Genomic DNA, 22083 nt, shown 5'->3' on the forward strand with positions numbered 1-22083 from the left:
GTCCCGCGCCCCCCGTCCGCGCCCGCGCCGCACCCCGGCGCCACCCTCCTCCGGCCGCGCCTGGACGCCCTGCGCGAGCTCGTCGCCCTCTCCCGCGCCCGGCTGGACCGGCGGACGCTCGCCGAGGCCGGACGCGTACTGGACGAGGCCGTCGCACGGCAGCGGCACCCCCTCGACCTCACCGTCGTCGCCATCGCCGGCGCGTCCGGCAGCGGCAAGTCCACGCTCTTCAACGCGCTCGCCCGGGCCCAGCTCTCGGAGGCGGGCGTCCGCCGCCCCACCACCGCCGCGCCCGTGGCCTGCGTGTGGACGGAGGAGCCCGAGCGCGCGGACGGCGTGCTCGACCGGCTCGGCATCCCCGCCCGCTCGCGGAGGCAGCCGGTCCGCCCGTACGACCCGGCCCTCAACGGGCTCGTCCTGCTCGACCTGCCCGACCACGACTCGGCCTCCCCGGGCCACCGCGAGCAGGTCGACCGGCTCCTCGGGCTCGTCGACGCGGTGATCTGGGTCGTCGACCCCGAGAAGTACGCGGACGCCGTCCTCCACGAGCGCTACCTGCGGCCGCTCGCCGGCTACGCCGAGGTGTCGTTCATCGTCCTCAACCAGACCGACCGGCTGGGCACGGACGCGGCCGACCAGGTCCTCGACGACCTGCGGCGGCTCCTGGACGACGACGGCATCGCCCTCGGCGAGCACGGCGAACCGGGCGCCGAGGTGCTGGCCCTGTCCGCCCTCACCGGCGACGGCGTCGGGGAACTGCGCGAGAGCCTCGGCCGGTTCACCGCCTCGCGCGGCGCCGCCCTGCGCAGGCTGACGGCCGACGTCGACGGGGTCTCGGCGCGGCTGCGGAGCGCGTACGTCGCCGACGGGCGGCCGGGACTCACGGAGTCGGCCCGGCACGAGTTCGAGGACCGGCTGGCCGAGGCGGTGGGGGCGCAGGCGGCGGGCCTCGCGGCGGAACGCGGGTGGCTGCGGGACGCCGGACGGGCGTGCGGGACGCCCTGGAAGAGGGCGCATCGGTGGTATGTACGGGGGAGGGTGGGACGGAAGGTGACGGGTGGGGTCAATGGTTCTGGTGCGATCGCTGAGTCAAGAGTGCCTGATGAGGTAGTCACTGAGCCCCAGGCGGGCGCCGCCCCCTCCGTATGCCGCGCCGTCTCCCGTCCGCTCGTGGAGCAGGCCGTCCGCGCCCTCGCCTACGAGGCGTCCACGGGGCTTCCCGAGCCCTGGTCCCTGGCCGTGCGCGAGGCGGCGCGGCGCGGGGCCGAGGGCCTCGCGGAGGCCCTTGACGCGGCCTCCGCCGCCGCTGCCGCCGCGATGGCCGCCGCAGGGCCGGGACGCCCGGGCATGTGGCGCACCGGGGCGCGCCGGGCGAGCGCCTGGTGCACGAGCGTGGGACGCCAGGCCGGGTCGCCGGAGGCGTGCGAGCGCGACGGCGGACGTACGGGAGGCCGGGCGGGCGGCTGGATCATCGGCGGGCGGCGGGCGCGTGCGGGCGGCCCCGCACGGCCGGTCCGGCCCGGCTGGTGGGCGGTGGCCGCCGCGGTGCAGTGGGTGCTGTCGGCGCTGCAGGTGCTCACCGCGGCGTGGCTGGTGGGCCTGCTGACCGGCGTCTGGGGCGGTGAGTGGTGGATCCCCGCGCTCCTGCTGGCCGGCGCCGTCGCGAGCGGCCCTGCCCTGGCCTGGTGCTGCCGGGCGATGGCGCGGGGACCGGCCCGCCGCTACGGGCTGGAGACGGAGCGGCGGCTGCGGAACGCCGCGGCGGGCTGCGGGCGGGAGCGGGTGCTGGAGCCGGTCGCCGCGGAGCTGCTGCGGTATCAGGAAGTCCGGGCGCAGTACGTGATCGCGGCCGGGGAGGCGTGAGGGAGGCCCGCGGGGGGGGGGGCGCACCGGATGCCCCCAAGGGGTGACGGAGTTGTCCACAAACGCTCCGTCGTCCACAGCCCTCGGCGGGATCTCGCGAACGGCGGCAGCATGGCTCCACGAAGCGCACGAACGAGAGCGCGAACGGAAACGCGAAAACGGGGGGGATCCGTATGAACGAGACGCTGGTGACGGTCGTGGGAAACGTCGCGACGGAGCCGGACTTCAGGGAGGCGGCGAACGGCTCGCCGTCCTCCCGGTTCCGGTTGGCGGCGTCGGTGCGCCGCTGGGACCGGGCCAAGGAGGAGTGGGCGGACGCGTACACGAGCTTCTACACCGTGTGGGCGTGGCGCGCGCTCGCGGCCAACGTGGTGGCGTCGCTCGGCGTGGGGGAACCGGTCGTGGTCCAGGGCAAGTTGCGCATCCGCGAGGAGGAGCGCGAGGGAAAGCGGTGGGTGTCGGCGGACATTGACGCCGTGTCGATCGGCCACGACCTGAGCCGGGGCACGTCGGTCTTCCGCAGGGTCTCCCCGGCGAAGCCGCTGCCGGCGGAAGCGGCCGCTCCGGCCTCGCCGGCCGTTCCGGATCCGGCCGGTGAGGCCGTCGGCGCCGTGGCCGCACCGTTCTGAAACAGCCGGTTTGTCCCGGCGATTTATCGATATTGCCAGGTCGGGCCGCGGCCCGCTGGTAACGATTCCGATTCGGATCGATTGAGCGGCCCCTCGCGTGGGGATGGCGCTCCGCCCGCTCCTTAAGATCACGTTCACAGCAACGTGCAACGGGGGGCCGCGGCGACGTGTCATCGGCTGCGAGCGACAGCGTGCAACGGGGGCTTCTGAGTCTTGAGTTCGGTGGCGAGGCGCGCCGACTGGATCTGCGTTCGCCCGGAAGGAAGTCGATGATTTCTGTCAGGGGGCGGGGAGTAGCCCGCCTTGCCGCAGCCTGCCTGGCGGCGGGACTGGCCGCGGTGGGCACGATAGCCGCGGCGGGCCCCGCCGCCGCGGACGACGCGCCGCAGAGCCCGGGGGGCGTCACCGCCACGCTCGGCAGCATCACCGCCGGGTCGGGCGTCGTGGTGCACGACCGGCGCCGGACGGCCGAGATCCCGGCGGGCCTGTTCGAGATGAAGGTCGACGGCGGCGGCTCGCTGCAGACGTACTGCGTCGACATCCTCACCAACACCGTGAACGGCGCCCGCTACCGCGAGGCCGGCGCGGCCGAGTCCTCCCTGCACGCCAACAAGGACGCGGGGAAGATCCGCTGGATCCTGCAGCACTCCTACCCGCAGGTCAACGACCTCGCCGCGCTCGCCAAGGACGCCGGCTCGGGCCCGCTCGACGCGAACACCGCCGCCGCCGGCACCCAGGTCGCCATCTGGCGGTACTCGGACTCGGCCAAGGTCGACGCCAAGGACCCCGCGGCCGCGAAGCTCGCCGACTACCTCTACAAGACCGCCAAGGACGTCGAGGAGCCCGAGGCGTCGCTGACCCTGACCCCCTCGGCGCTCTCCGGCAAGCCCGGCCGCAAGCTCGGCCCGGTCACCGTGCGGACCACGGCGAGCAGTGTCACCATCACGCCTTCGGGTGATGCCGCGGAGCGGGGCGTGAAGATCGTCGACAAGGACGGCAAGCCGGTCGCGGCCACGGGCAACGGCGGCGAGTTCTACGTGGACGTGCCGGCGGGCGCCCCCGACGGGTCCATGTCGCTGAAGGCCTCGGGCGCCGCCAAGGTCCCCGTCGGCCGGGTCTTCGTCGGCGACCACACCACCACCCAGACGCAGATCCTGGCCGGCTCCAGCGAGAGCATGGTCTCCGCGGGCGCCACCGCGCACTGGACGGCCAAGGGCGCGGCCCCCGCCCTCTCCGCCCGCAAGAACTGCGCCAAGGGCGGCGTCGACGTCACCGCCGACAACCAGGGCGACGCCCCCTTCACCTACGAGCTGGCCGGCCGGACGCACACCGTCGCCCCCGGCCGCTCCGAGACCACGCTGGTGAAGGTCGGCGAGGACCGGGCCTACCGGTTCACGATCACGGGGCCGGGCGGGCTGTCCAGGACCTTCTCCGGGATCATGGACTGCGCGACCTTCGCGGCCACCGCGGCCGCGCCCCCGGCCGGAGGCGGCACGGCGGCCGGGCAGCGAGAAGACGGTGCCGGTTCCGGCGCCGCGGCGGCCGGTGAGGGCGGGGACGGCGGCACCAAGGCCACCCTGGCCTCCCGTATGAGCCCCGCCTCGGCGGGCGGCGGCACCGGCAAGGCCGCGGTCAGGGCCGACGGTGACCTGGCCGCGACCGGCGGCAGCAACACCACGCCCACGATCGCCGGGATAGCGATCGCCCTGATCGTCGCCGGCAGCGGCGCGGTCTACCTGCTGCGCAGGGAGCGGGCGGCTTCCGGGGAATGAGCCCCGGCGCGCGGGCCGCGCGGCGGGCCCCGGGCATCTCCCCAGGCTGGCGGGGCGGCCCCCGGGCATCCCCCCGGAGTCGCGCGGCGCGGCACCACGCCCCCCGCCCCGGGCGCCCGGAGGGCCTCCGCGCCCTCCGGTGGCCGCCCGCCCGCGGCCCGCGAGCCGCCCGCGTCCGTATCGGGTTTCCGCCCCGGGCGTCCGGTGCGGCAAGATGGGTGTATCTGCCCTCACGCGGCGGAGCCGCACATTGGCCCTTCTCGATTGCCGGACGGTTTCTCTTGGCTGAGTACATCTACACCATGCGCAAGACGCGCAAGGCGCACGGCGACAAGGTCATCCTCGATGACGTGACGCTGAGCTTCCTGCCCGGTGCGAAGATCGGTGTGGTCGGCCCCAACGGTGCCGGTAAGTCCACCGTCCTCAAGATCATGGCCGGTCTGGAGCAGCCGTCCAACGGCGACGCGTTCCTGTCCCCGGGCTACAGCGTCGGCATCCTGATGCAGGAGCCGAAGCTCGACGAGTCCAAGACGGTCCTGGAGAACGTCCAGGACGGCGTCGCCGCGATCAAGGGCAAGCTCGACCGGTTCAACGAGATCGCCGAGCTCATGGCGACCGACTACTCGGACGCCCTGCTCGACGAGATGGGCAAGCTCCAGGAGGAGCTCGACCACGCCAACGCCTGGGACCTCGACGCCCAGCTGGAGCAGGCCATGGACGCCCTGGGCTGCCCGCCCGGCGACTGGCCGGTCGTCAACCTCTCCGGTGGTGAGAAGCGCCGCGTCGCCCTCTGCAAGCTCCTGCTGGAGGCCCCCGACCTGCTGCTCCTCGACGAGCCCACCAACCACCTCGACGCCGAGTCGGTGAACTGGCTGGAGCAGCACCTCGCCAAGTACGCGGGCACCGTCGTGGCGATCACCCACGACCGGTACTTCCTGGACAACGTCGCCGAGTGGATCCTCGAGCTCGACCGCGGCCGCGCCATCCCCTACGAGGGCAACTACTCCACCTACCTGGAGAACAAGGCCGCGCGCCTGAAGGTCGAGGGCCAGAAGGACGCCAAGCGCCAGAAGCGCCTCAAGGAAGAGCTGGAGTGGGTCCGCTCCAACGCCAAGGGCCGCCAGGCCAAGTCCAAGGCGCGCCTCGCCCGTTACGAGGAGATGGCCGCCGAGGCGGAGAAGATGCGGAAGCTGGACTTCGAGGAGATCCAGATCCCGCCGGGCCCGCGCCTGGGCAACGTCGTCGTCGAGGTCAACAACCTCTCCAAGGCCTTCGGCGAGAAGGTCCTCATCGACGACCTGTCCTTCACCCTGCCGCGCAACGGCATCGTGGGCGTCATCGGCCCGAACGGCGCCGGCAAGACCACGCTGTTCAAGATGATCCAGGGCCTGGAGACCCCGGACTCCGGCGACATCCGCGTCGGCGACACGGTCAAGATCTCCTACGTCGACCAGGGCCGTTCCAACATCGACCCCAAGAAGACGCTGTGGGCCGTCGTCTCCGACGAGCTGGACTACATCAACGTCGGCCAGGTCGAGATGCCCTCCCGTGCCTACGTCTCCGCGTTCGGCTTCAAGGGCCCGGACCAGCAGAAGCCGGCCGGCGTGCTCTCCGGTGGTGAGCGCAACCGCCTGAACCTGGCGCTGACCCTCAAGCAGGGCGGCAACCTGCTCCTCCTCGACGAGCCGACCAACGACCTCGACGTCGAGACCCTCTCCTCCCTGGAGAACGCCCTGCTGGACTTCCCGGGCTGCGCCGTGGTCGTCTCCCACGACCGCTGGTTCCTGGACCGAGTGGCCACGCACATCCTGGCGTACGAGGGCGACTCCAAGTGGTTCTGGTTCGAGGGCAACTTCGAGTCCTACGAGAAGAACAAGATCGAGCGCCTCGGCCCGGACGCCGCCCGTCCGCACCGCGCCACCTACAAGAAGCTCACCCGGGGCTGACCGTGGCGCGTCACCTCTACTCCTGCCCCCTGCGCTGGTCCGACATGGACGCCTTCGGCCATGTCAACAACGCGGTCTTCATCCGCTACCTCGAAGAGGCACGGATCGACTTCATGTTCCGGCTGGCGCCGGGGGAGGGGAGCACGTCGTTCCAGGGCGGGTCCGTCGTGGCCCGGCACGAGATCGACTACCTGCGTCCCCTGGTGCACCGGCACGCCCCGGTGACCGTGGAGACCTGGGTGACCAGGGTGGGCGCCGCATCCCTGACCGTCGCCTACGAGGTCAAGGACGAGGACCACGTCTACGTCCGCGCGAGCACCGTCGTCGTCCCCTTCGACTTCGAGGCGGGCCGGCCGCGCCGGATCACCGACGAGGAGCGCATGTTCCTGGAGGAGTTCCGGGACGACGCCGCGGAGGAGGCCGTCGCCGCATGACGGGGCTCCAGCCTCCGCCCGGCCACCGGCTGCGGTTCGCCGACGCCCGGGAGGCGGCCGACCTGGTCGCCTTCCTGGCCCGGCTGATCCACTACGACCGGGCGGCCGTCGTCCGGCTGCAGGCCGGCGACGGCGTCCTCGGCGTCTTCGGCCGCCCGCCCTCCTTCGAGGTGCTGGCGGTGCGCACGGCCCGGCTGGCCCACGGCGGGGCGCTGGACGTCACCGTCTCGGCCGGGCAGCTCGCCGACGCCCTGGACGCGGCGCCCGCCGCGCCCTCGGGCGAGCTGGAGATCACCGTCCCCGACGCCGTCACCGGCCCGCCCTGGGCCGGGGTGCTGCCGCCCCGCGGCGGCTGGCGGCGCGTGCCGGGGCTGCCCGGCCAGGAGGCCCTGCGGGGCGCGGTCGGGGCGGCGGTCGCGGAGTTCCGCGCGCGCGACGAAGCCCTGCCCGAGCACCGGCGCACGCGCGTCGAGCGCGACCGCATCGGCCGCGAGATCTGGTCCCGCACGCTCGGTGACACGGCGCTGCCGCTGCGTGCCGTGCACGCGGCGCAGTCGCTGGGCTTCCTGCGGCCCGCCCGGGCGGCGGTGGCCGCCCAGGCCCCGGGCCGCACGGCTACGGCGGCCACGGCGGTGACAGCGGGGACGGCGCTCGCGCCGGAAGAGCCGGTGGCGCTGTTCGCGGCGTCCGGGTGGCTGCGCCTGACCACGCCGTACGGCTCGGTCGCCGTACGGACCGGCGGCCTGCCGGGGCTGACGGTCACCCCTGCCTGAGCAGGCCCTGACCCTGAGCAGGCCCTGACCCTGAGCAGGCCCTGACCCTGAGCAGGCCCTGACCCTGAGCAGGCCCGAACCGGGGGCTTCGGCCCCCTGGTCCCCCTGTCGCGCTGAACGCGCTCGTCCTCAATCGCCGGACGGGCTGATTTACGAGCTGGTGTTCACCATCGACGCCGCCGCGTACGTCAGGTAGTTCCACAGCTGCTTCTCCAGCTCCGGAGCGAGCTGCAGCTCGTCCACCGCGTCGCGCATGTGGCGCAGCCACGCGTCGTGCGCGGCCCGGTCCACGGTGAAGGGCGCGTGGCGCATCCGCAGCCGCGGGTGGCCCCGGTTCTCGCTGTACGTCCGCGGCCCGCCCCAGTACTGCATGAGGAAGAGCACCAGGCGCTCCTCGGCCGGGCCGAGGTCCTCCTCCGGGTACATCGGCCGCAGCAGCGGGTCCCCGGCCACGCCCTCGTAGAAGCGGCGGACCAGGCGCCGGAAGGTCTCCTCGCCGCCGACCTGCTCGTAAAAGGTCTGTTCCTGAAGGGTGCCGCGCGGAATCTCCATCACCCCTCCATGGTCTCAGACGGACCGGCCGAGGACGGGGGACGTAGGTCCTTTGGCCCGCCCGGCGGCCACGGCGCACAGTGGAGGCATGGGCCGTACCCATGCGAGCCGTACCGATGAGAGCCGTACCCACGGGAAAGGGGACGCCGAGCTCTCCGCCGCACTGCGGGCCGGGCTCGTCAGGAGCTTGCAGGAAGCCGGCGAGCTCACCGACCCCCGCTGGCGGCGCGCCTTCGCCGAAGTGCCCCGGGAGCTGTTCGTCCCCGTCTACTACGTCGGAGTCGTCGGCGGCTACCAGCGCCTCTCCGGCGACGACTCCGACCTCCTGCGCCGCGAGAACTGGCTGGTCGGCGCGTACGCCGACGAGCCGCTCGCCACCCACGTCAAGGACGGCGAGCTGGTCTCCTCCAGCAGCCAGCCCTCCCTCATGGCGAAGATGCTCGCCGCCCTGAACGTCCAGGACGGCCACACCGTCCTGGAGATCGGCGCGGGCACCGGCTACAACGCGGCCCTGCTCTGCCACCGCCTCGGCGACGGCAAGGTCACCACCGTCGACCTCGACCCGGAGATCACCGGGCCCGCCCGCGCCCGCCTGGCCGAGGCCGGCTTCCACCCCGAGGTCGTCACGGGCGACGGTGCGTTCGGCTGCCCGTGGCGCGCCCCCTTCGACCGGATCCTGGCCACCTGCGCGATCAGCCGGGTGCCGCCGGCGTGGCTCGCCCAGACCCGGCCCGACGGCCTGGTCCTCGCCCCGCTCGCCACCGGCCTGGTCGCGCTGCGGGTCAAGAACGCCACCCACGCCGAGGGCCGCTTCCTGCGCACCCCGGCCTACTTCGTCCCGCTGCGCGGCGCCGCGCCAGCGCCCGTGCCGCGCGTGCGGGGCCTGCCCTTCCGGCTGCTGCAGAGCGACCGCTTCCGCTTCCTGCTGGCGCTGACCGCGGGCGTGCTGGACCCGGGCGACGCCCACCAGCTGTGGCGCGCCCTGGGCCGCCCGGGCCGGGAGCGCTACGGCGTCTCGGTCGCGGACGACGCCCAGTGGGCCTGGCTGGACCATCCGGACGGGCCCTACCGGTGGCCGCTGGGCGGCGCCGCGGGACCGGCGGGCGTCAGCCCCGGCGCAGCGTGATCGTCGTCCAGGCCCCCACGTGCACCCGGTCGCCGTCCTGCAGCGGCACCGGCACGTAGGGCTGGATCGGCGTCTCCGAGCCGTTGATCGTCGTGCCGTTGGTGGAGTCCTGGTCGACGACCGCCCAGCCGCCGTCCGGCTGCTGCACGAACATCGCGTGCTGGTGCGAGACGCCCGGGTCCTCCGGCGGGCGCGACAGGTCGATGTCCGGGGACTCGCCGGTGCTGTGCCGCTTCCGGCCGACCGTGACCTGCGGCCCGGTCAGCTGCAGCTGGAGCTCCGGGGAGTACGCGGGCAGGTTGAGCCCGGCGGCCTCGGGGCCGCTGCGGTTCATCATCGCCGTGAAGTACTCGCGGTCGGGCGCCACGACGGCCGTCCAGCCGGCCGGCGCGCTCTGCTGCCCCGGCACGCCGCCCGTCGCCCCGCGCTCGTAGTCGTACGGCGGCGCGGGCGGCCCGGCGGGCGTGCCGGGCGGCGGCAGCATCCAGTCGCCGTCGGGGCCGTCGGCGTAGGCCGGCGACTCGGAGTAGGGCGACCCGGCGGAGTCCGCGTAGGGGGAGTCCGCGTAGGGGGACTGCGGACGGCCCGGGTCGGTGTACGGCGAGGCCGGGTGCGTCTCCGGAGTGAGCGGCTCCGCCGGGCGGTTGATCCGTGAGGGACGTGAGCCGTAGTACTCGTACGACTGCGGCGGCTGGGTGTGCTGCGGCGGGGGCGGCGGCGCCGACTGCAGCCCCTGCGGGGCCGGCGGCGGAGGCGGTCCGAAGGAGGCGGCGCCCGTGCGCGTCAGGAAGTTGTAGCGGCACTCCTCGCAGAAGGGCGCCTGTGCCTCGCGGGGCGTGCGGCAGTGCGGGCACAGCTCCGCCTGCACGGTGGTGTCCCCCGTGTGGCCGCCGCCGGGGTGCGCGCCCTCGCCGTGGCCGCCGGTGGGCGGCCCGAAGCCGTAGCCGTGGGCGCCCTGCGGGCCGCCCGGGGGCGGCAGCGGCGGCCCGGCGGGCGGGGCGGAGGGCGGTGGCGGGACGGCGCCGCCGGCTCCCGGAGCACCGGAGGGGGCGGACCGGTCCGGGGCCCCCGACATGCGGTGGCCGCACACCTCGCACCAGTCCTCGGCCGTCGACTGGTGGCCGTTCGGGCAGGTCGGCATGTCGGTTGATCCCCCTCGTGTGCCGTTCGTTGCGGTCGTCGCCGGTGCCCGTCTCGTCCGGGCCCGGCGCTACTTCTTCACCCGTACGGTTTTCGTCGAGCGTGTTTCGAGGGTCATCTGCGCCTCCGCGGTGACCTTCGTCTTCAGCCGCACAGTACCCGTCGCGGCATCCACCACGTCCACCACCTTGGCGAGGAGTTTCGCCGTGTCCTCGTTGCCGGAGCGGTTCGCGAGCCGGACGGCGCGGCCGAGTTTCGCCGTCGCGCCGTCCAGGTCCCCGGCCCGGCGCAGGTCCAGGCCCTCCTGGATGCAGCGGGCGAGCTCGGCCTGGCCGGTGTAGTGCGCGACCTGCGCGTTGATGGAGGTCGACGCGGCCAGGTCGTCCGTCCAGACCGCCCGGACCAGGCCCTGGGCCAGCACGCGGGGTGAGCCCCCGTCAGGCGAGGGCAGCACCAGCGAGACCCGGGCGGCGAGCATCTCCTCGCCCACCGCGGCGGCGGGCACCCGCACGCACAGGTGGTAGTCGCGCGACTCGTCGCCCCAGGAGCCGGTGGGGTAGTCGCCGGTGCGCGGGCCCGCGTCGGTGCGGCGCTCGGTGAGCGACTCCAGGGCGGGCGCGACCTGCTTGAGGAACTTCACCTCGGCGCCCTGCGGCGTCCACAGGCGCAGCGCGACGTCCGCGACCTCCTTGCCCATGGCGGTCTCCATCATCCGCGTGAAGTCGGCGGCGAGCCCGGCGGGGTCGGCCACGATGTCCGCGGTGCCCAGCAGGGCGGAGGCGATGGCGGTGACCTCCTTGACCTCCCAGTCGGTGCCCACGCCGCGCGCGTCGCAGGTGAACCGGCCCGCGCAGTGCTCCAGGGAGGCGCGCAGGGCGTCGGGCTCCTCGTGCTCGTTGCGGCCGTCGGTGAGCAGGATGCCGTGCCGCATCGGCGCCTCGGACGCCGCCAGCAGCCGGTCGGCCAGGCGCAGCCAGGTGCCGATCGCGGTGCCGCCGCCCGGGGTCAGCCTGCGCAGGGCCTCCTTGGCCTGCTGCCGGGTGGTGGCGTCGGCCAGGGCGAGCCGCCCGCCGCCGGGGTAGGCCTCCTTCGCCTGGTGGGTGCCGGCCACCACGGCGAAGGCCACGCCGTCGCGCAGGGTGTCGATGGCGGCCGCCGTGGCGGCGCGGGCGTTGCGCATCTTCGTCGGCGGGTAGTCCATCGAGCCGGAGCAGTCGACCATGACGACCACGGCCGCGTCCGGGCCGGCGGGCCGCAGGCCGTGCGCGGTGGGCGACTGGTGGGGCACGGCCGGAACGAGGGGCGTCCCGGCCAGGGTTCCTCCGCCCGTGGCGGTGACGGTGACGATCGCGTCGACCTCGCGCCCGCCCTCGGGCAGGTGGGCGTTCTGGTACACGTCGACCGTGAACCGGTGCCCGCCGGTCTTGGAGAAGTTGGCCATCTGATCCGCTCCTCGGTACTCCGTCCGTGCCGGGGCACGCCGGGGCGGACCGGCGCGCGGTGCCGGGCGGGCACCGGCGTTGCATCCCCCCTGTGGGCGCCCTGGCCTCAGGCCGATCCTGCCCCCTCGGGCGCCAGGGGGAACGGCAGTACGGCCACTGTTACGTTGTCGTGGCCCCCTCCGTCCAGGGCGTGGGCCAGCAGTTGCCGGGCGCACTCCAGCGGCCGCGTCCGGGCGTCGGGCGGGGTGACCTCGGCCATCAGCTCGGCGGACTCGGCGTAGTTCCACAGCCCGTCGGTGCAGACGATGACCACGCCCTTGCGGTCGGGGTGGAAGGAGGCGGTGTGCGGCTCGACCTCGTAGGCGTCCGCCCCCAGCCAGCCGGTGATGGCGTGGGCCCGCTCGTCCGCGTACGCCTCGGCCTCCGACAGCAGGCCCGCCGCGACCATCTGGGCGGCCCAGGAGTCGTCCTCGGTGAGCCGGGCGGGCTGGGTGGAACGGTCCTCCGGCACCCAGTAGGCGCGGCTGTCGCCGACCCAGCCGACGGTGAGGAGGTCGCCGGTGACGACGGCCGTGACGATCGTGCAGGCGGGGGCGTTCTCGTGGCGGTGCGGGTCGTGCTGCAGCGGCCCGCGCGCGGGGGCGGCCAGCGCGGCCACCGCCTCGGCGGCCCGCAGGATGGCGTCGTGGGTGGCCTGCCGCGGGTCCTCGCCCCGCGGCAGGGCCGTGACCAGCAGCTCCCGCGCGGCGGCGCAGGCCGCGGCCGACGCCTCGTCGGGGCGGGTCGCCGACGACACGCCGTCGCTGACGACGGCGACGGTGGCCGGGGCCCCGTCGGCCAGGGCGATGGCGGACACGGCGTACGCGTCCTCGTTCCGGTGGTGGCGCAGTCCGCGGTCGCTGACCGCCGCGACGCCTGGCAACTCGTGCTCCATGTGATCCCGTTCGCGCGGCTGTGCATGCCCGCAGTGTTCGCAGTACCCGTCCTTGTCGATCATGCCGGATCGGCACGACCCGCAGCTCCGCCCGGTGCCGCCCGCGCCCGGCCGGGGCGGCGCCCCGGGAGCCGGGTGCCCGGCCTGCGGAGGGACCCCCAGCACAGCACCGGTGCGCGGGTCGGGCGCGCCGGGCCCGGCCGAGGCGTCGGTGCCCGGCGGCCATCCGGGCCGGTGCGGGCCGTCGCCCGGGGGCGCGGGAGGCGCGAGGGGAGCCCGCACGGCCGTGCGGGCGCCGGGGTCGGGCAGCGCGAGCCGGTAGTCGGCGGTGCCCTCGTCGAGGGACGCCGGCGGCGGCGCCCCCGACAGGTCGGCGCCGCAGCAGCCGCAGAAGTTGTCGGCAGGGTCCAGCGGCTCCCGGCAGGCGGGGCACGCCGTCAGCTGTGAGGGGCGCGGCACTTGCGACATCGATCACACCCATGTCCTGGGGCGGAAGCGGTTGGCCCGTTCCACCAGTTCGATCCGTTCCTCGCCGCGCTGGGCGAGCCGCGCGAGCACGCGGTACGAGCGCTCCAGCCCGAAGCGCAGCTCGCGCTCGTCCAGCCCGCGGCCCAGCAGCCCGCCCGGGCGGGCCGCAGGCGCCGCGCCGCCCGCGCCGGGGGAGCCCGACAGCACCCAGTCGAGGGCGCTGCCCAGCACCTCGGCGGAGAGCCGCTCGCGGCGCACGGCGTCCAGCCCGAAGTCCGCGAGCCGCTCGACCTGGCCCGCGGCGGCCACCAGGTCGTCCAGCAGCGGCTCGCGCGGCGAGCGCCGCCGCAGCCGGGCCCGCACCGCGGCGACGCGCGCCGCGGTGTAGTGGATGGACGCCTCCGGCACGGACTCCAGGGCGCGCACCGCGCCCGGGCGGTCCCCGCCGGCGAGCCGCACCCGCGCCAGCCCGAACGCGGCGCTGACGAAGCTCGGGTCGGTCGCCCACACCAGCCGGTAGTACTCGGCGGCGTTGTCCAGCTGCCCGAGGACCTCCGCGCACACGCCGAGCGCCAGCTTCGGGGCGGGTTCGCCCGGGAAGGCGTCGTAGACCGCATCGAAGGACAGCGCCGCCGTCTCCTTGTCGCCGCGGACCAGTGCGTGGAGCCCGCGGTACCAGACGATCCGCCAGTCGCCCGGGTGGGCGGCCTCCAGGCTCTCCAGTGCGTGGGACGCCTGCGCCTCCTCGCCCAGTTCCAGCTGGGCGCGGATCCGCCGCAGCCGCAGCTCCGGCGACTCGGCGGGCGCGGTCTGCAGCGCGGCGTACAGCTCGGCGGGGTGGGAGGCGATCAGGCCCGCGAGGAAGCCCGCGTTGGGGTCGTTCGGGTCGACGACCGGCACGGGCAGGGCGAGCGCGGCGGCGCGGGCGTCGAGCGCGGCGACGTCCGGGGCGGCTCCGGCCGTGCCCACGGGCGTCCCGGCCGCCCGGAACGGCAGCGCTCTGCGGCCCGGTACGCCCCGCCCGGCCGGCACCCGCCCGCCCAGCGCGGACACCTCGCCGTCGGCCTCCGCGAACAGCCGGGTGTCCACCACCCGCAGCTCCGGCCCGAACAGCGTGGACAGCGCCGGCCGCGGCCGGCCCGTCTCCAGCGCGACGACCTCCCGCAGCACCCCCGTCAGCTGGTCGGCCATCTCCGCGGCCGACGCGAACCGCCGCGCCGGATCGGGGTCGGTGGCGCGCACGAGCAGCCGGTAGAAGGACTCGTAGCGGGAGAACACCTCGATGTGGTCCGGGTCGGGCAGCCGGTCCGCGAAGACGTTCGTGTAGCCCTGGAAGTCGAAGGTGAGCACGGCGAGCGTACGGGCCACCGTGTACAGGTCGGAGGCGACCGACGGGCCCACCTCCGCGACCTCGGGGGCCTGGTAGCCCACCGTGCCGTAGATCGCGCTGTCCTGGTCGTCCATCCGCCGGACCGCGCCCATGTCGATCAGCTTGAGCTGGTCCTGCTGCTGGATGGCGTTGTCGACCTTGAAGTCGCAGTAGAGCAGGTTGCGGCTGTGCAGGTGGCCGAGCGCCTCCAGCGCCTCGATGCCGTACGCGCACGCCTGCGCGACCGGCAGCGGGTCGCGCCGGCCGTCCGGCGTCCGGCGCGCGTTGGCGATCTCCTTGAGCGACCTGCCGCCGACGTACTCCATGACGATGTAGCCGTCGAGGCTGCCGGTGCGCTGGTCGAGGTGCTCGACGAAGTTGTAGATGCGCACGATGTTGGCGTGCTCGATCTCGGCGAGGAAGCGCCGCTCGGAGACCGCCACCGCCAGGGCGTCCTCGTCGCCGGTGTCCAGCAGGCCCTTGAGCACCACCCAGCGGTCGGACACGGCCCGGTCGATGGCCAGGTAGATCCAGCCGAGCCCGCCGTGCGCGAGGCAGCCCGCCACCTCGTACTGCCCGTGCACCACGTCGCCCGCGCGCAGCTTGGGCACGAAGGAGTACGGGTGGCCGCACTTCGTGCAGAACCCCTCCGTGCGGCCGGGCCGGTCGCCGCGCGCCCGCCCCACCGGCGCCCCGCAGTCGCCGCGGCTGCAGAACCGCTTCCGCTCCGGGACCTCCGGGCGCTCCAGCACCGCCGACCGCGGATCCGGACGCGGCACCTCCGGCACCTTGACCAGCCCGGCGCCCAGCTTGCCGCGGCCCGAACCCCCGGGCAGCGAGCCGGAGCTGCGCACCGACACCGCCCGCGACGGCGCGGACGAACCGCCCTCGGACCCCGGCCGGGAGCGCGACAGCCGCCCCGACACCGAGCGGCGCGACGACGCCGAGCGCGCCGAGCCGGACCGCGGCGACGAGCCCCGCGAGCCGCTGTTTCCCGAACCGCCCCCCGAACCGCTTCCCGAACCGCCCTGCGAGCCGCTGCCCTTCGCGGCGCCGCCCCCGGCGACGCCCGTGGCGGGCGAGCCCACCGACCCGTTCGGCGACACCACCGGCGCCAGCCCGCACGTGTCGCAGTACAGCTCGCCGCCGCCCACGTCCTCGTACGAACCGGCACACCCCGGCCGCTGACACGCTCCGCTCACGACTCCCCCCTCCGGCCCGCGGCCCGCTCCCCGGCACCCGCCGCCAGGGCCTCGGCCAGCGCCTGCTGATAGCGCAGGACGGCCTGTTCGGCGGCGACCAGATCGCACGGCGCACTCCACAGCATGCGCCGCGCCGCGTCATAGCGCTCGACGAGCAGCGAGTCCTCCGCGAGACCGTGCCGGGCGGTCTTCGCCTTGTACGCGTCCAGGCGGCCGCGCAGTTCCGCCCGCACCGCCAGCGGGGCCGTCACCGCCGTCAGCGACTCGCGGGCGCGCAGCAGCTCCTCCTCCGCGCGCTGCTCCAGCCCCTCCAGGAGCGGCGACAGCCGGTGCCAGCGCGCGTGCCTGCGGTGGTCGGCGGCCGCGGACAGCTGCTCGTAGAGCGCCGTGGGCGGGCCCGACACGGCCGGCACCTCGGACGCGGCGATCTTCGACAGGACCTCGACGCGCGCCAGCCGGGCCTCGCCCAGCGTGCGGTCCGCGCGCGAGAGGACGTCGCGCACGCGCATCAGCCGCTGCTCGGCGTCCTGCCGGACGTCGAGGACGGCCTCGACCTCCCGGCGCACGTCCTCCAGGGCCCGCGCGGCCCGGTCGTAGCGCGTGGTGTCCGGGCGGCCGCCGCCGGGCGCCGAGCTGGGCGAGGCACCGGCCCAGAAGGCCAGGGGATCCCCTATCACCTCGGCGCGCAGCGCGGTCAGCTCCTGCGTGATCTGCTCCAAGTCGTCGCCGGAGGGGTGCTCGCCGGGCCGCACGCCCACCGAGTGGGCGAGGGAGCGGGTGCGCCGCAGCTCGGCGGCGAGCAGGTCGATCCGGGCGGGCAGCGCGGACCACACGGTGTCGGCGATGACGACGACGTCGAGGGCCTGGGCGTACCAGCCGTTCATCCGGTCCAGCAGCTCCTGCAGGCTCAGCCGCTCGCTGAGCCGGGCCGTGAGCCCCGGCGCGCCCGCCGGGAGGCCCGCGGCGCCGGACGCGGCCGTGCCGTGGCCGGCCAGGGTGATGCCGGAGCCGCGCAGCAGTTCGGTGAGCTCCGACAGCTCGGCCTGCGTGGGCCAGCGGCGGCGGGCGCGCAGCTCGCGGGCGGTGGTCAGGGCGGCGGTGTAGGCGTCGAAGTACGCCCACAGCTGCCCGATGAGGGCCTCGGCGGCCGCCCACCGGGCCTTGGTCTCGCCGGTGAGCTCCGCCCCTTCCAGCAGGCGCCGTCCCGCGTGGTCCTGGAGGGCGAGCAGCGAGGATTCGACGGCCTCGTGCTCCGCGCCGAGCCTGGCCAGCGCGCGGTCCGCCTCCTCGCGGGTCAGGGCCGGCCCGGTGGGCTCCGCGACCGCCATCGATCCCCTCTCTCCCGCCCGCGGCGCGCGCCGCGGGCCTGTCCGTTACGGCCGTGCTCCCCGGCCCGTCAGTCCCGGTACTTGGGCACGGGCGGGGCGGTGATCCCCTTCAGGTCGGCGGCGAGCCACTTGTCGTACGCCTTCATCCAGGGGCTCGCGGCGCCGCCGCTGCGGTAGTCCTCCAGCACCTTGTTGACCCGGCGTACCAGGTCCGTGTCCGCGAGGTTCATCGCCACGCCGTACGGTTCGGTGGTGAACGGCTTTCCGACGAGCTGCACGGACGGGTCCTGGGCCGCCTGGCCGGCCGCCAGCGCCCTGTCGTTGACCACCGCGTCGACCTCGCCGAGCTGGAGCCGCACCAGGCAGTCCAGGTGGTTGGGGACGGTCAGCAGGGACGAACCGTGCGGTTCCTCCCGGACCTTGAGCTCGGCCGTGGACCCCTCCGCCGTACAGACCTTCTTCCCCTTCAGCGAGTCGTCGAACGCGGTCACCGGTGACCCCTTGGGGACCATGACCTGCTGCCCGGACTCGAAGTACGCCGTGGAGAACGCCACTTGCCTGATCCGGTCGCAGGTGATGGTCATCGTGCGGGCGACGATGTCCACCTTGCCCGTTTGCAGGGCGGGTATGCGCCGGCTCGTGGGGATCGCGAGAAAGGTGACCTTTCCGGGGTCGCCGAGGATGTCCTTCGCGACGGCCCGGACCAGGTCGATGTCGAAGCCGCTCAGCTCCCCGTCGGCGGGGTTGCGGTAGCCCCAGCGGTAGCTGTTCTGGTCGACGCCCGCGATCAGCCGGCCGCGGGCCTTGATGCGCCGCACGGCCGGCCCGTCGGCCTCGCCCGCGGGGCGCAGGCTCGCCTCGGGGTCGGTGCACTGGGCGGGCGCCGCGGCGGCCCCGGCACCGGAGCGCTCGGCGTGCGCGGCGGCCGCGGGACGCGAGGCGTCCCGGGCGGGCCCGCCGGCGGCGGGCAGCACGGCCGCGGCCACCGCGGCGAGGGCGCACGCGGCGGCGGTCCGGGGCCGCGCCCGCAGCCGCCGCGCCGTCCGGGTCTCTCGCACGGATCTCCCCTTCCGCCGCACCGGCCTCACCGGTACTCCGACAGGCGGCGCCCGACGCCCACCACGGCGCCGGCCGCGCCGAGCACGGTCAGCACGGCCGCTCCGGCGGCCAGGCCCGAGAACGCGCCGCGGCCGTCGTCGGCGGCCTGCCGGAACTCGTCCTGCTCGTAGACGAGCGCGCGCTCCAGTTCGGTGTCCACCCGGTCGAAGGAGGCCCCGGTGCTGTCCTTGTCGCCGATCACCTTCTGCAGGGCCTCCTTGTAGTCGCCGCGGTCGTCGGCGAGCGTCCGGACCTCGCCGTGGCGCTGCTGCCACGTGCGGACGTCCTCGATCGCGGCGTCGACCGGCGCGCGCCCCTCGGTGTCGTCGGCGAGCGAGCGGGCGCGCTCCAGCAGGCTGCCCTCGCGGGCCGGGCCCCGCTCGCCGCCCACGAGCCGGCCCATGCCGGCGCGGTAGTTCGCCTCGTACTGGTCGTCGCCGTCCTTCGTGAGCACGGCGCCGCGGGCGACCATCGTGAGGTTCTCGTCGCGGCGGGCCTGCAGCGAGCCGATCCGGGCCTCGGTGAGCGCCTGCAGGGACCGCGCGCCGTGGGCGTAGGAGCTCTCCAGGCCGGAGCGGGCCACGGCGTGGCCGGCGATCAGCCACAGCAGGACGACGGCGCAGGCCGCGGTGGCCGCCAGCAGGCCGTGGTTGAAGACCCGGTTCGTCCGCAGGTAGGTGCGCCGCTGGGCCCACGCCAGCGCGCCGAGGGCGACGACGCCGAGCGCCAGGGCGGCCCACGGCCAGGACTGCGCGTCGTCGTAGTCCGAGCCGAGGCGGCGCGTCTCGGCCTCGTACAGGCCGCGGGCGGCCGGCAGCAGCTCCTCGCGCATGCGGTCGCCCGCGTAGCGCAGGTAGGCGCCGCCGAGGGGCAGGCCCTGGCGGTTGTTGGCGCGGGCGGCCTCCACGAGGCCGGTGTAGCGGGGCAGCCCCTCGTTGAGCGCGGCGACGCGGCTGCGGGCCTCGCCCGACGCCTCGCCGGCGGAGGCGGCCTTGACGAGCAGCCGCGAGGCGAGCGCGATGTCCTTCTCGTAGCGCTGCCGGACCGCGCGCGGCTCCTGGCCGCCCGCGAGGAAGCCGCTCGCGGCCGTGGTGTCGGCGTCGGCGAGAGAGCGGTAGATGGCGGCCGCGTCGGCGCTCAGCGGCTGGCTGGTGTCCACGACGGCGTCGGCCGCCGCTTCCCTGGACGCGGCCTGCCAGGCGGTGACCGCCCCGAACGCGACGAGCACCAGGGCCAGGACGGCACCGATGACGCGCAGCCGGCCGGGCTCGGTGACAGCCGCGGCCCGCAGGCGGTCGAGCGCCTCGCGCCACGCCGGGACGGCGGCGCTGCGGCCGGGCGCCCCTGGCTTTCCCCCCGCCGGCTGCGGCTGTGACACGTGACCTCCCCCTCGGTCGCTGAGGGCGGCCCGTCGCCCGCGCACGGGGAACAGGTGCCCGGCCAGCAGTATGGCCGCAAGGGCCCGCGAACACACCGGTGCGGGTCCGATCTTGTGTGCGGTCGCGCGCTGCACCGGGGCCCGCGGCGGCCCTCGTTCCCCATCACGCCCGCAGGCCCGGTGCGGTTCCCCGCACCGGGCCTGCGGCGCTACGCCTGCGGCGCCGTGTGCCTTACGCGTACGTGTAGTAGGCGCTGTGGTCGAGCATCTGGGCCGGGGTGACGTTGTTCCACGGCCGCATGGTGTCGTTGAGGTCGACGACGTTCGCGGTGCCGGCGGCCGGCAGGTAGGCCGAGGAGGGGTGCATGCGCTGCCAGTCGGACCACAGCTTGTCGATGTGGGCGTGGTGCAGCCAGAAGACCGGGTCGTTGGGGGAGACGCCGGTGGCCATCTGGCCGCCCATCCACACGTGGACGTTGTTGTGGATGCGGCCCGCGCCGCGCCAGCCCTCCAGGTAGTTGCGGAAGCTGCCCTCGGAGGCGCTGTTCCACGGGGCCGTGTCGTAGACCGGCATGGCGAGGACGGCGTCCACCTGCGCGCGCGTGGGCAGCGTGCCCGCGGCGCCCATCTCGCGCTGCAGGAAGGGACGGTTGTCCACGCTGACGTTGATGTTCCACTTGCCCGTGGAGTAGGCGAAGGGGCCGGTGGTGACCTGCGCGTCACGGCTGCGGCCGTTGCCGCCCATGAAGTCGGCGCTGAAGATCGAGGCGCTGGTGGTGCGGTCGGCGGTCCAGTCCCAGTAGGGGAGCGTCACCGAGGAGTCGACCTTCTGCAGCTCCTGCTCGAACTGGACCAGGAAGCGGCGGTGCCAGGGGAGGAAGGAGGGGGAGCGGTGGCCGACGCGGTCGCTGTCGTCGCGGTCGCTCATGATGAACTCGTTGTGCGTTCTGACGAAGCCGTCGTAGACGCCGGTGCGCTTGAGCTCCAGCACGGCGTTGACGAAGTTGCGCTTCTCGGTGGCGGTCAGGTTCGCCTGGTTCTTGCGCACTGCCATGGGGTTCGTGTCCTCGTGAGTGGGAAGTACGGGTCGGTCGGGTGCGTGCGGCAGTGGCCGGTCAGTTCATCGCGATCGGGACGAGCGTCGCGCCGCGCAGGGCGTCGACGGCGGCGCGGGTGAGCGAGAGCGGCTCGTCGAAGACCTGGTAGTGGTTGATCACGCTGATCCAGGAGCCGTCGGCGTTCTGCATGACGTGCAGTTCCTTGCCGTCGATCGTGACGGCGAAGCCGCCGTGGTGGGCCTCGTGACCGCTCGTGACCGGCTTGCCGGTGATGCGGCGGCCCTTGTAGACCTCGTCGAACGCAGCGGGACCGGTGCCGTGGCCCCCGTGGCCGGTGTGGTCCGTGGTGTGACCGGAGTGGTCGGCCGCCCGGGCGCCGGTGGCGAGCAGTGCCACGCCGGCGGCGGCAGCGGCGGTTCCTCTGAGCACGACGCGTCGGCTGACGTTGGACGACATGGGTCCCCCTCGGGTTACGCGCCGACAAGGCGCGGAATGGACGATCAGTGGCGGAAGTTGTCACGAATGCAGCCGTAAATCCCTTTTGATGACGGTTGCTTGTTGTATTTCGTGATCAATCCACGCGGGGCGGACTCTCGCATGATCGGGAAGGGGGTGGAAAACGGTTGGCCGGTTTTGGGACATTAGGTAAATGAATGGTCAACAAGCGCCGGAGGGAGGAATTTCCGGCTCGTGAGGTTGTTGACGCTGAGTCAGGAAACTTCGCGGCGGTGAGGGGGCTGCACCGGAAGACTTCCGGTGGGGGGTGAGGTGTGGTGACGTCTCTCACGATGTGAACGTGACGTGAAGAAAGCGGCGGTATAGCGGATTCCGGTCGCCCCGCCGGTCACCTGCCGACCATGGCCGGCCCACGGCCGACCACAGTCGGCCACAGCCGGTCCGTTCCCGCCGCCCTCCTGAGCCCCCCGTGCGCCTACGCGTAGTGCGCGCGCAGCCGTGCGTACGCCGCCGCCGGTGCCCCCGTGCGGTCCAGCGCCAGCAGCGCCGCGCCCAGGACGGGCGGCGCCGTCACCACGACGGGCACGGCCCGCGGCGCGTGCCGCGCCAGCAGGGCCACCACCCGCTCGTGGAGGAGGGGATGCCGGGCCGCGAGCACGCCGCCGCCCAGCACCACCGGCACCCCGGCCGCCGTCAGGCCCAGCCGCTCCAGGGCGACCGCGGCCATGGTGACGATCTCCTCGGCCTGCCGGGCCACGATCGCGCGGGCCACCGGATCACCCGCGGCGGCCACCGCGAACAGCACCGGTACGAGCTCGTGCCGCCGCTCCGCCGCCACCCGGCCCAGGTGCAGCGCCTCGATCAGCGCGGCCATGTCCTCAAGGCCGAAGTGCGCGGGCAGCGCCCGGGCCAGCCCGGTCGGCGCCCCGCGGCCGTCGGCGGCCCGTGCCGCCGACCAGAGCGCCTCCTCGGCCAGGCACACGCCGCCGCCCCAGTCGCCGGAGAGCCGCCCGATCGCGGGGAAGCGCGCCGTGCGGCCGCCCGGCCCGAGCCCCGCGCAGTTGATGCCCGCCCCGCACACCACGGCGACCTGCCGGTGGAGGAGGAGGCGCTGA

At 74.7% G+C, this 22083-nt stretch carries 18 protein-coding genes; 7 read left to right on the forward strand and 11 right to left on the reverse strand.

The window, feature by feature from the left end; genetic code table 11:
- From ACSNOH_RS21730 to ACSNOH_RS21755, 6 genes are all read left to right on the forward strand, one after another.
- On the forward strand, window positions 1–1863 hold a 1863-nt coding region (locus ACSNOH_RS21730; protein WP_436723083.1), incomplete at its 5' end, for a GTPase.
- A gap of 173 nt (window positions 1864–2036) precedes the next feature.
- Entirely contained in the window at window positions 2037–2492 is a 456-nt protein-coding gene (locus ACSNOH_RS21735; protein ID WP_436723084.1) for a single-stranded DNA-binding protein, read from the forward strand.
- Between the two features lie 269 nt (window positions 2493–2761).
- Window positions 2762–4264: a Cys-Gln thioester bond-forming surface protein gene (locus ACSNOH_RS21740; protein WP_436723085.1), complete on the forward strand. Its 1503-nt coding sequence runs from the start codon at window positions 2762–2764 to the stop codon at window positions 4262–4264.
- Between the two features lie 281 nt (window positions 4265–4545).
- The gene (gene ettA, locus ACSNOH_RS21745) at window positions 4546–6210 is read left to right on the forward strand and encodes an energy-dependent translational throttle protein EttA (RefSeq protein ID WP_436723086.1); all 1665 of its coding nucleotides are present in this window, start codon (window positions 4546–4548) and stop codon (window positions 6208–6210) included.
- 2 nt (window positions 6211–6212) lie between these two features.
- The gene (locus tag ACSNOH_RS21750; RefSeq protein ID WP_436723087.1) at window positions 6213–6644 is read left to right on the forward strand and encodes an acyl-CoA thioesterase; all 432 of its coding nucleotides are present in this window, start codon (window positions 6213–6215) and stop codon (window positions 6642–6644) included.
- Window positions 6641–7417, forward strand: a complete 777-nt coding sequence (locus ACSNOH_RS21755; RefSeq protein ID WP_436723088.1) for a hypothetical protein — start codon at window positions 6641–6643, stop codon at window positions 7415–7417. Before ACSNOH_RS21750 ends, ACSNOH_RS21755 begins: the two co-directional genes overlap by 4 nt.
- A gap of 150 nt (window positions 7418–7567) precedes the next feature.
- Here ACSNOH_RS21755 and ACSNOH_RS21760 read toward each other — a convergent pair whose 3' ends face one another.
- Window positions 7568–7972 (reverse strand): globin, encoded by a 405-nt coding sequence (locus ACSNOH_RS21760; RefSeq protein WP_436723089.1) that lies wholly within the window; start codon window positions 7970–7972, stop codon window positions 7568–7570.
- A gap of 85 nt (window positions 7973–8057) precedes the next feature.
- Between ACSNOH_RS21760 and ACSNOH_RS21765 the strand changes: the two genes are divergently transcribed.
- A complete protein-coding gene (locus tag ACSNOH_RS21765; RefSeq protein WP_436723090.1) occupies window positions 8058–9095 on the forward strand; it encodes a methyltransferase domain-containing protein in 1038 nt (345 codons plus the stop codon).
- On the opposite strand, the gene ACSNOH_RS21770 is transcribed toward ACSNOH_RS21765, so the two are convergent.
- From ACSNOH_RS21770 to ACSNOH_RS21815, 10 genes are all read right to left on the reverse strand, one after another.
- On the reverse strand, window positions 9076–10236 hold the full coding sequence (locus tag ACSNOH_RS21770; RefSeq protein WP_436723091.1) for an FHA domain-containing protein: 1161 nt from the start codon (window positions 10234–10236) through the stop codon (window positions 9076–9078). The genes ACSNOH_RS21765 and ACSNOH_RS21770 overlap by 20 nt on opposite strands.
- Window positions 10237–10305: 69 nt before the next feature.
- Window positions 10306–11676, reverse strand: coding sequence for a vWA domain-containing protein (locus ACSNOH_RS21775; protein WP_436723092.1), 1371 nt, complete (start codon window positions 11674–11676; stop codon window positions 10306–10308).
- 107 nt (window positions 11677–11783) lie between these two features.
- Window positions 11784–13079, reverse strand: coding sequence for a protein phosphatase 2C domain-containing protein (locus ACSNOH_RS21780; protein WP_436723093.1), 1296 nt, complete (start codon window positions 13077–13079; stop codon window positions 11784–11786).
- Window positions 13080–13082: 3 nt separating this feature from the next.
- The gene (locus ACSNOH_RS21785; RefSeq protein ID WP_436723094.1) at window positions 13083–15650 is read right to left on the reverse strand and encodes a tetratricopeptide repeat protein; all 2568 of its coding nucleotides are present in this window, start codon (window positions 15648–15650) and stop codon (window positions 13083–13085) included.
- On the reverse strand, window positions 15647–16978 hold the full coding sequence (locus ACSNOH_RS21790) for a hypothetical protein (RefSeq protein ID WP_436723095.1): 1332 nt from the start codon (window positions 16976–16978) through the stop codon (window positions 15647–15649). The genes ACSNOH_RS21785 and ACSNOH_RS21790 overlap by 4 nt, the downstream gene beginning before the upstream one ends.
- Window positions 16979–17046: 68 nt before the next feature.
- Complete coding sequence (locus ACSNOH_RS21795) at window positions 17047–18036, reverse strand: glutamate ABC transporter substrate-binding protein (protein WP_436723096.1); 990 nt, start codon at window positions 18034–18036, stop codon at window positions 17047–17049.
- Between the two features lie 26 nt (window positions 18037–18062).
- Window positions 18063–19454, reverse strand: a complete 1392-nt coding sequence (locus ACSNOH_RS21800) for a hypothetical protein (RefSeq protein WP_436723097.1) — start codon at window positions 19452–19454, stop codon at window positions 18063–18065.
- A gap of 232 nt (window positions 19455–19686) precedes the next feature.
- Window positions 19687–20508 carry a tyrosinase MelC2 gene (gene melC2, locus ACSNOH_RS21805; RefSeq protein WP_436723098.1) on the reverse strand — a complete coding sequence of 274 codons (822 nt, stop codon included), beginning with the start codon at window positions 20506–20508 and terminating at the stop codon, window positions 19687–19689.
- A gap of 61 nt (window positions 20509–20569) precedes the next feature.
- Complete coding sequence (gene melC1, locus ACSNOH_RS21810; protein ID WP_436723099.1) at window positions 20570–20968, reverse strand: apotyrosinase chaperone MelC1; 399 nt, start codon at window positions 20966–20968, stop codon at window positions 20570–20572.
- 475 nt (window positions 20969–21443) lie between these two features.
- Window positions 21444–22083, reverse strand: a 640-nt coding sequence (locus ACSNOH_RS21815; RefSeq protein ID WP_436723100.1) for a BadF/BadG/BcrA/BcrD ATPase family protein, incomplete at its 5' end; no start/stop codon positions are given.

Source organism: Streptomyces sp. URMC 127 (genome assembly GCF_051386535.1).
In the GTDB taxonomy this organism is placed as follows: domain Bacteria; phylum Actinomycetota; class Actinomycetes; order Streptomycetales; family Streptomycetaceae; genus Streptomyces.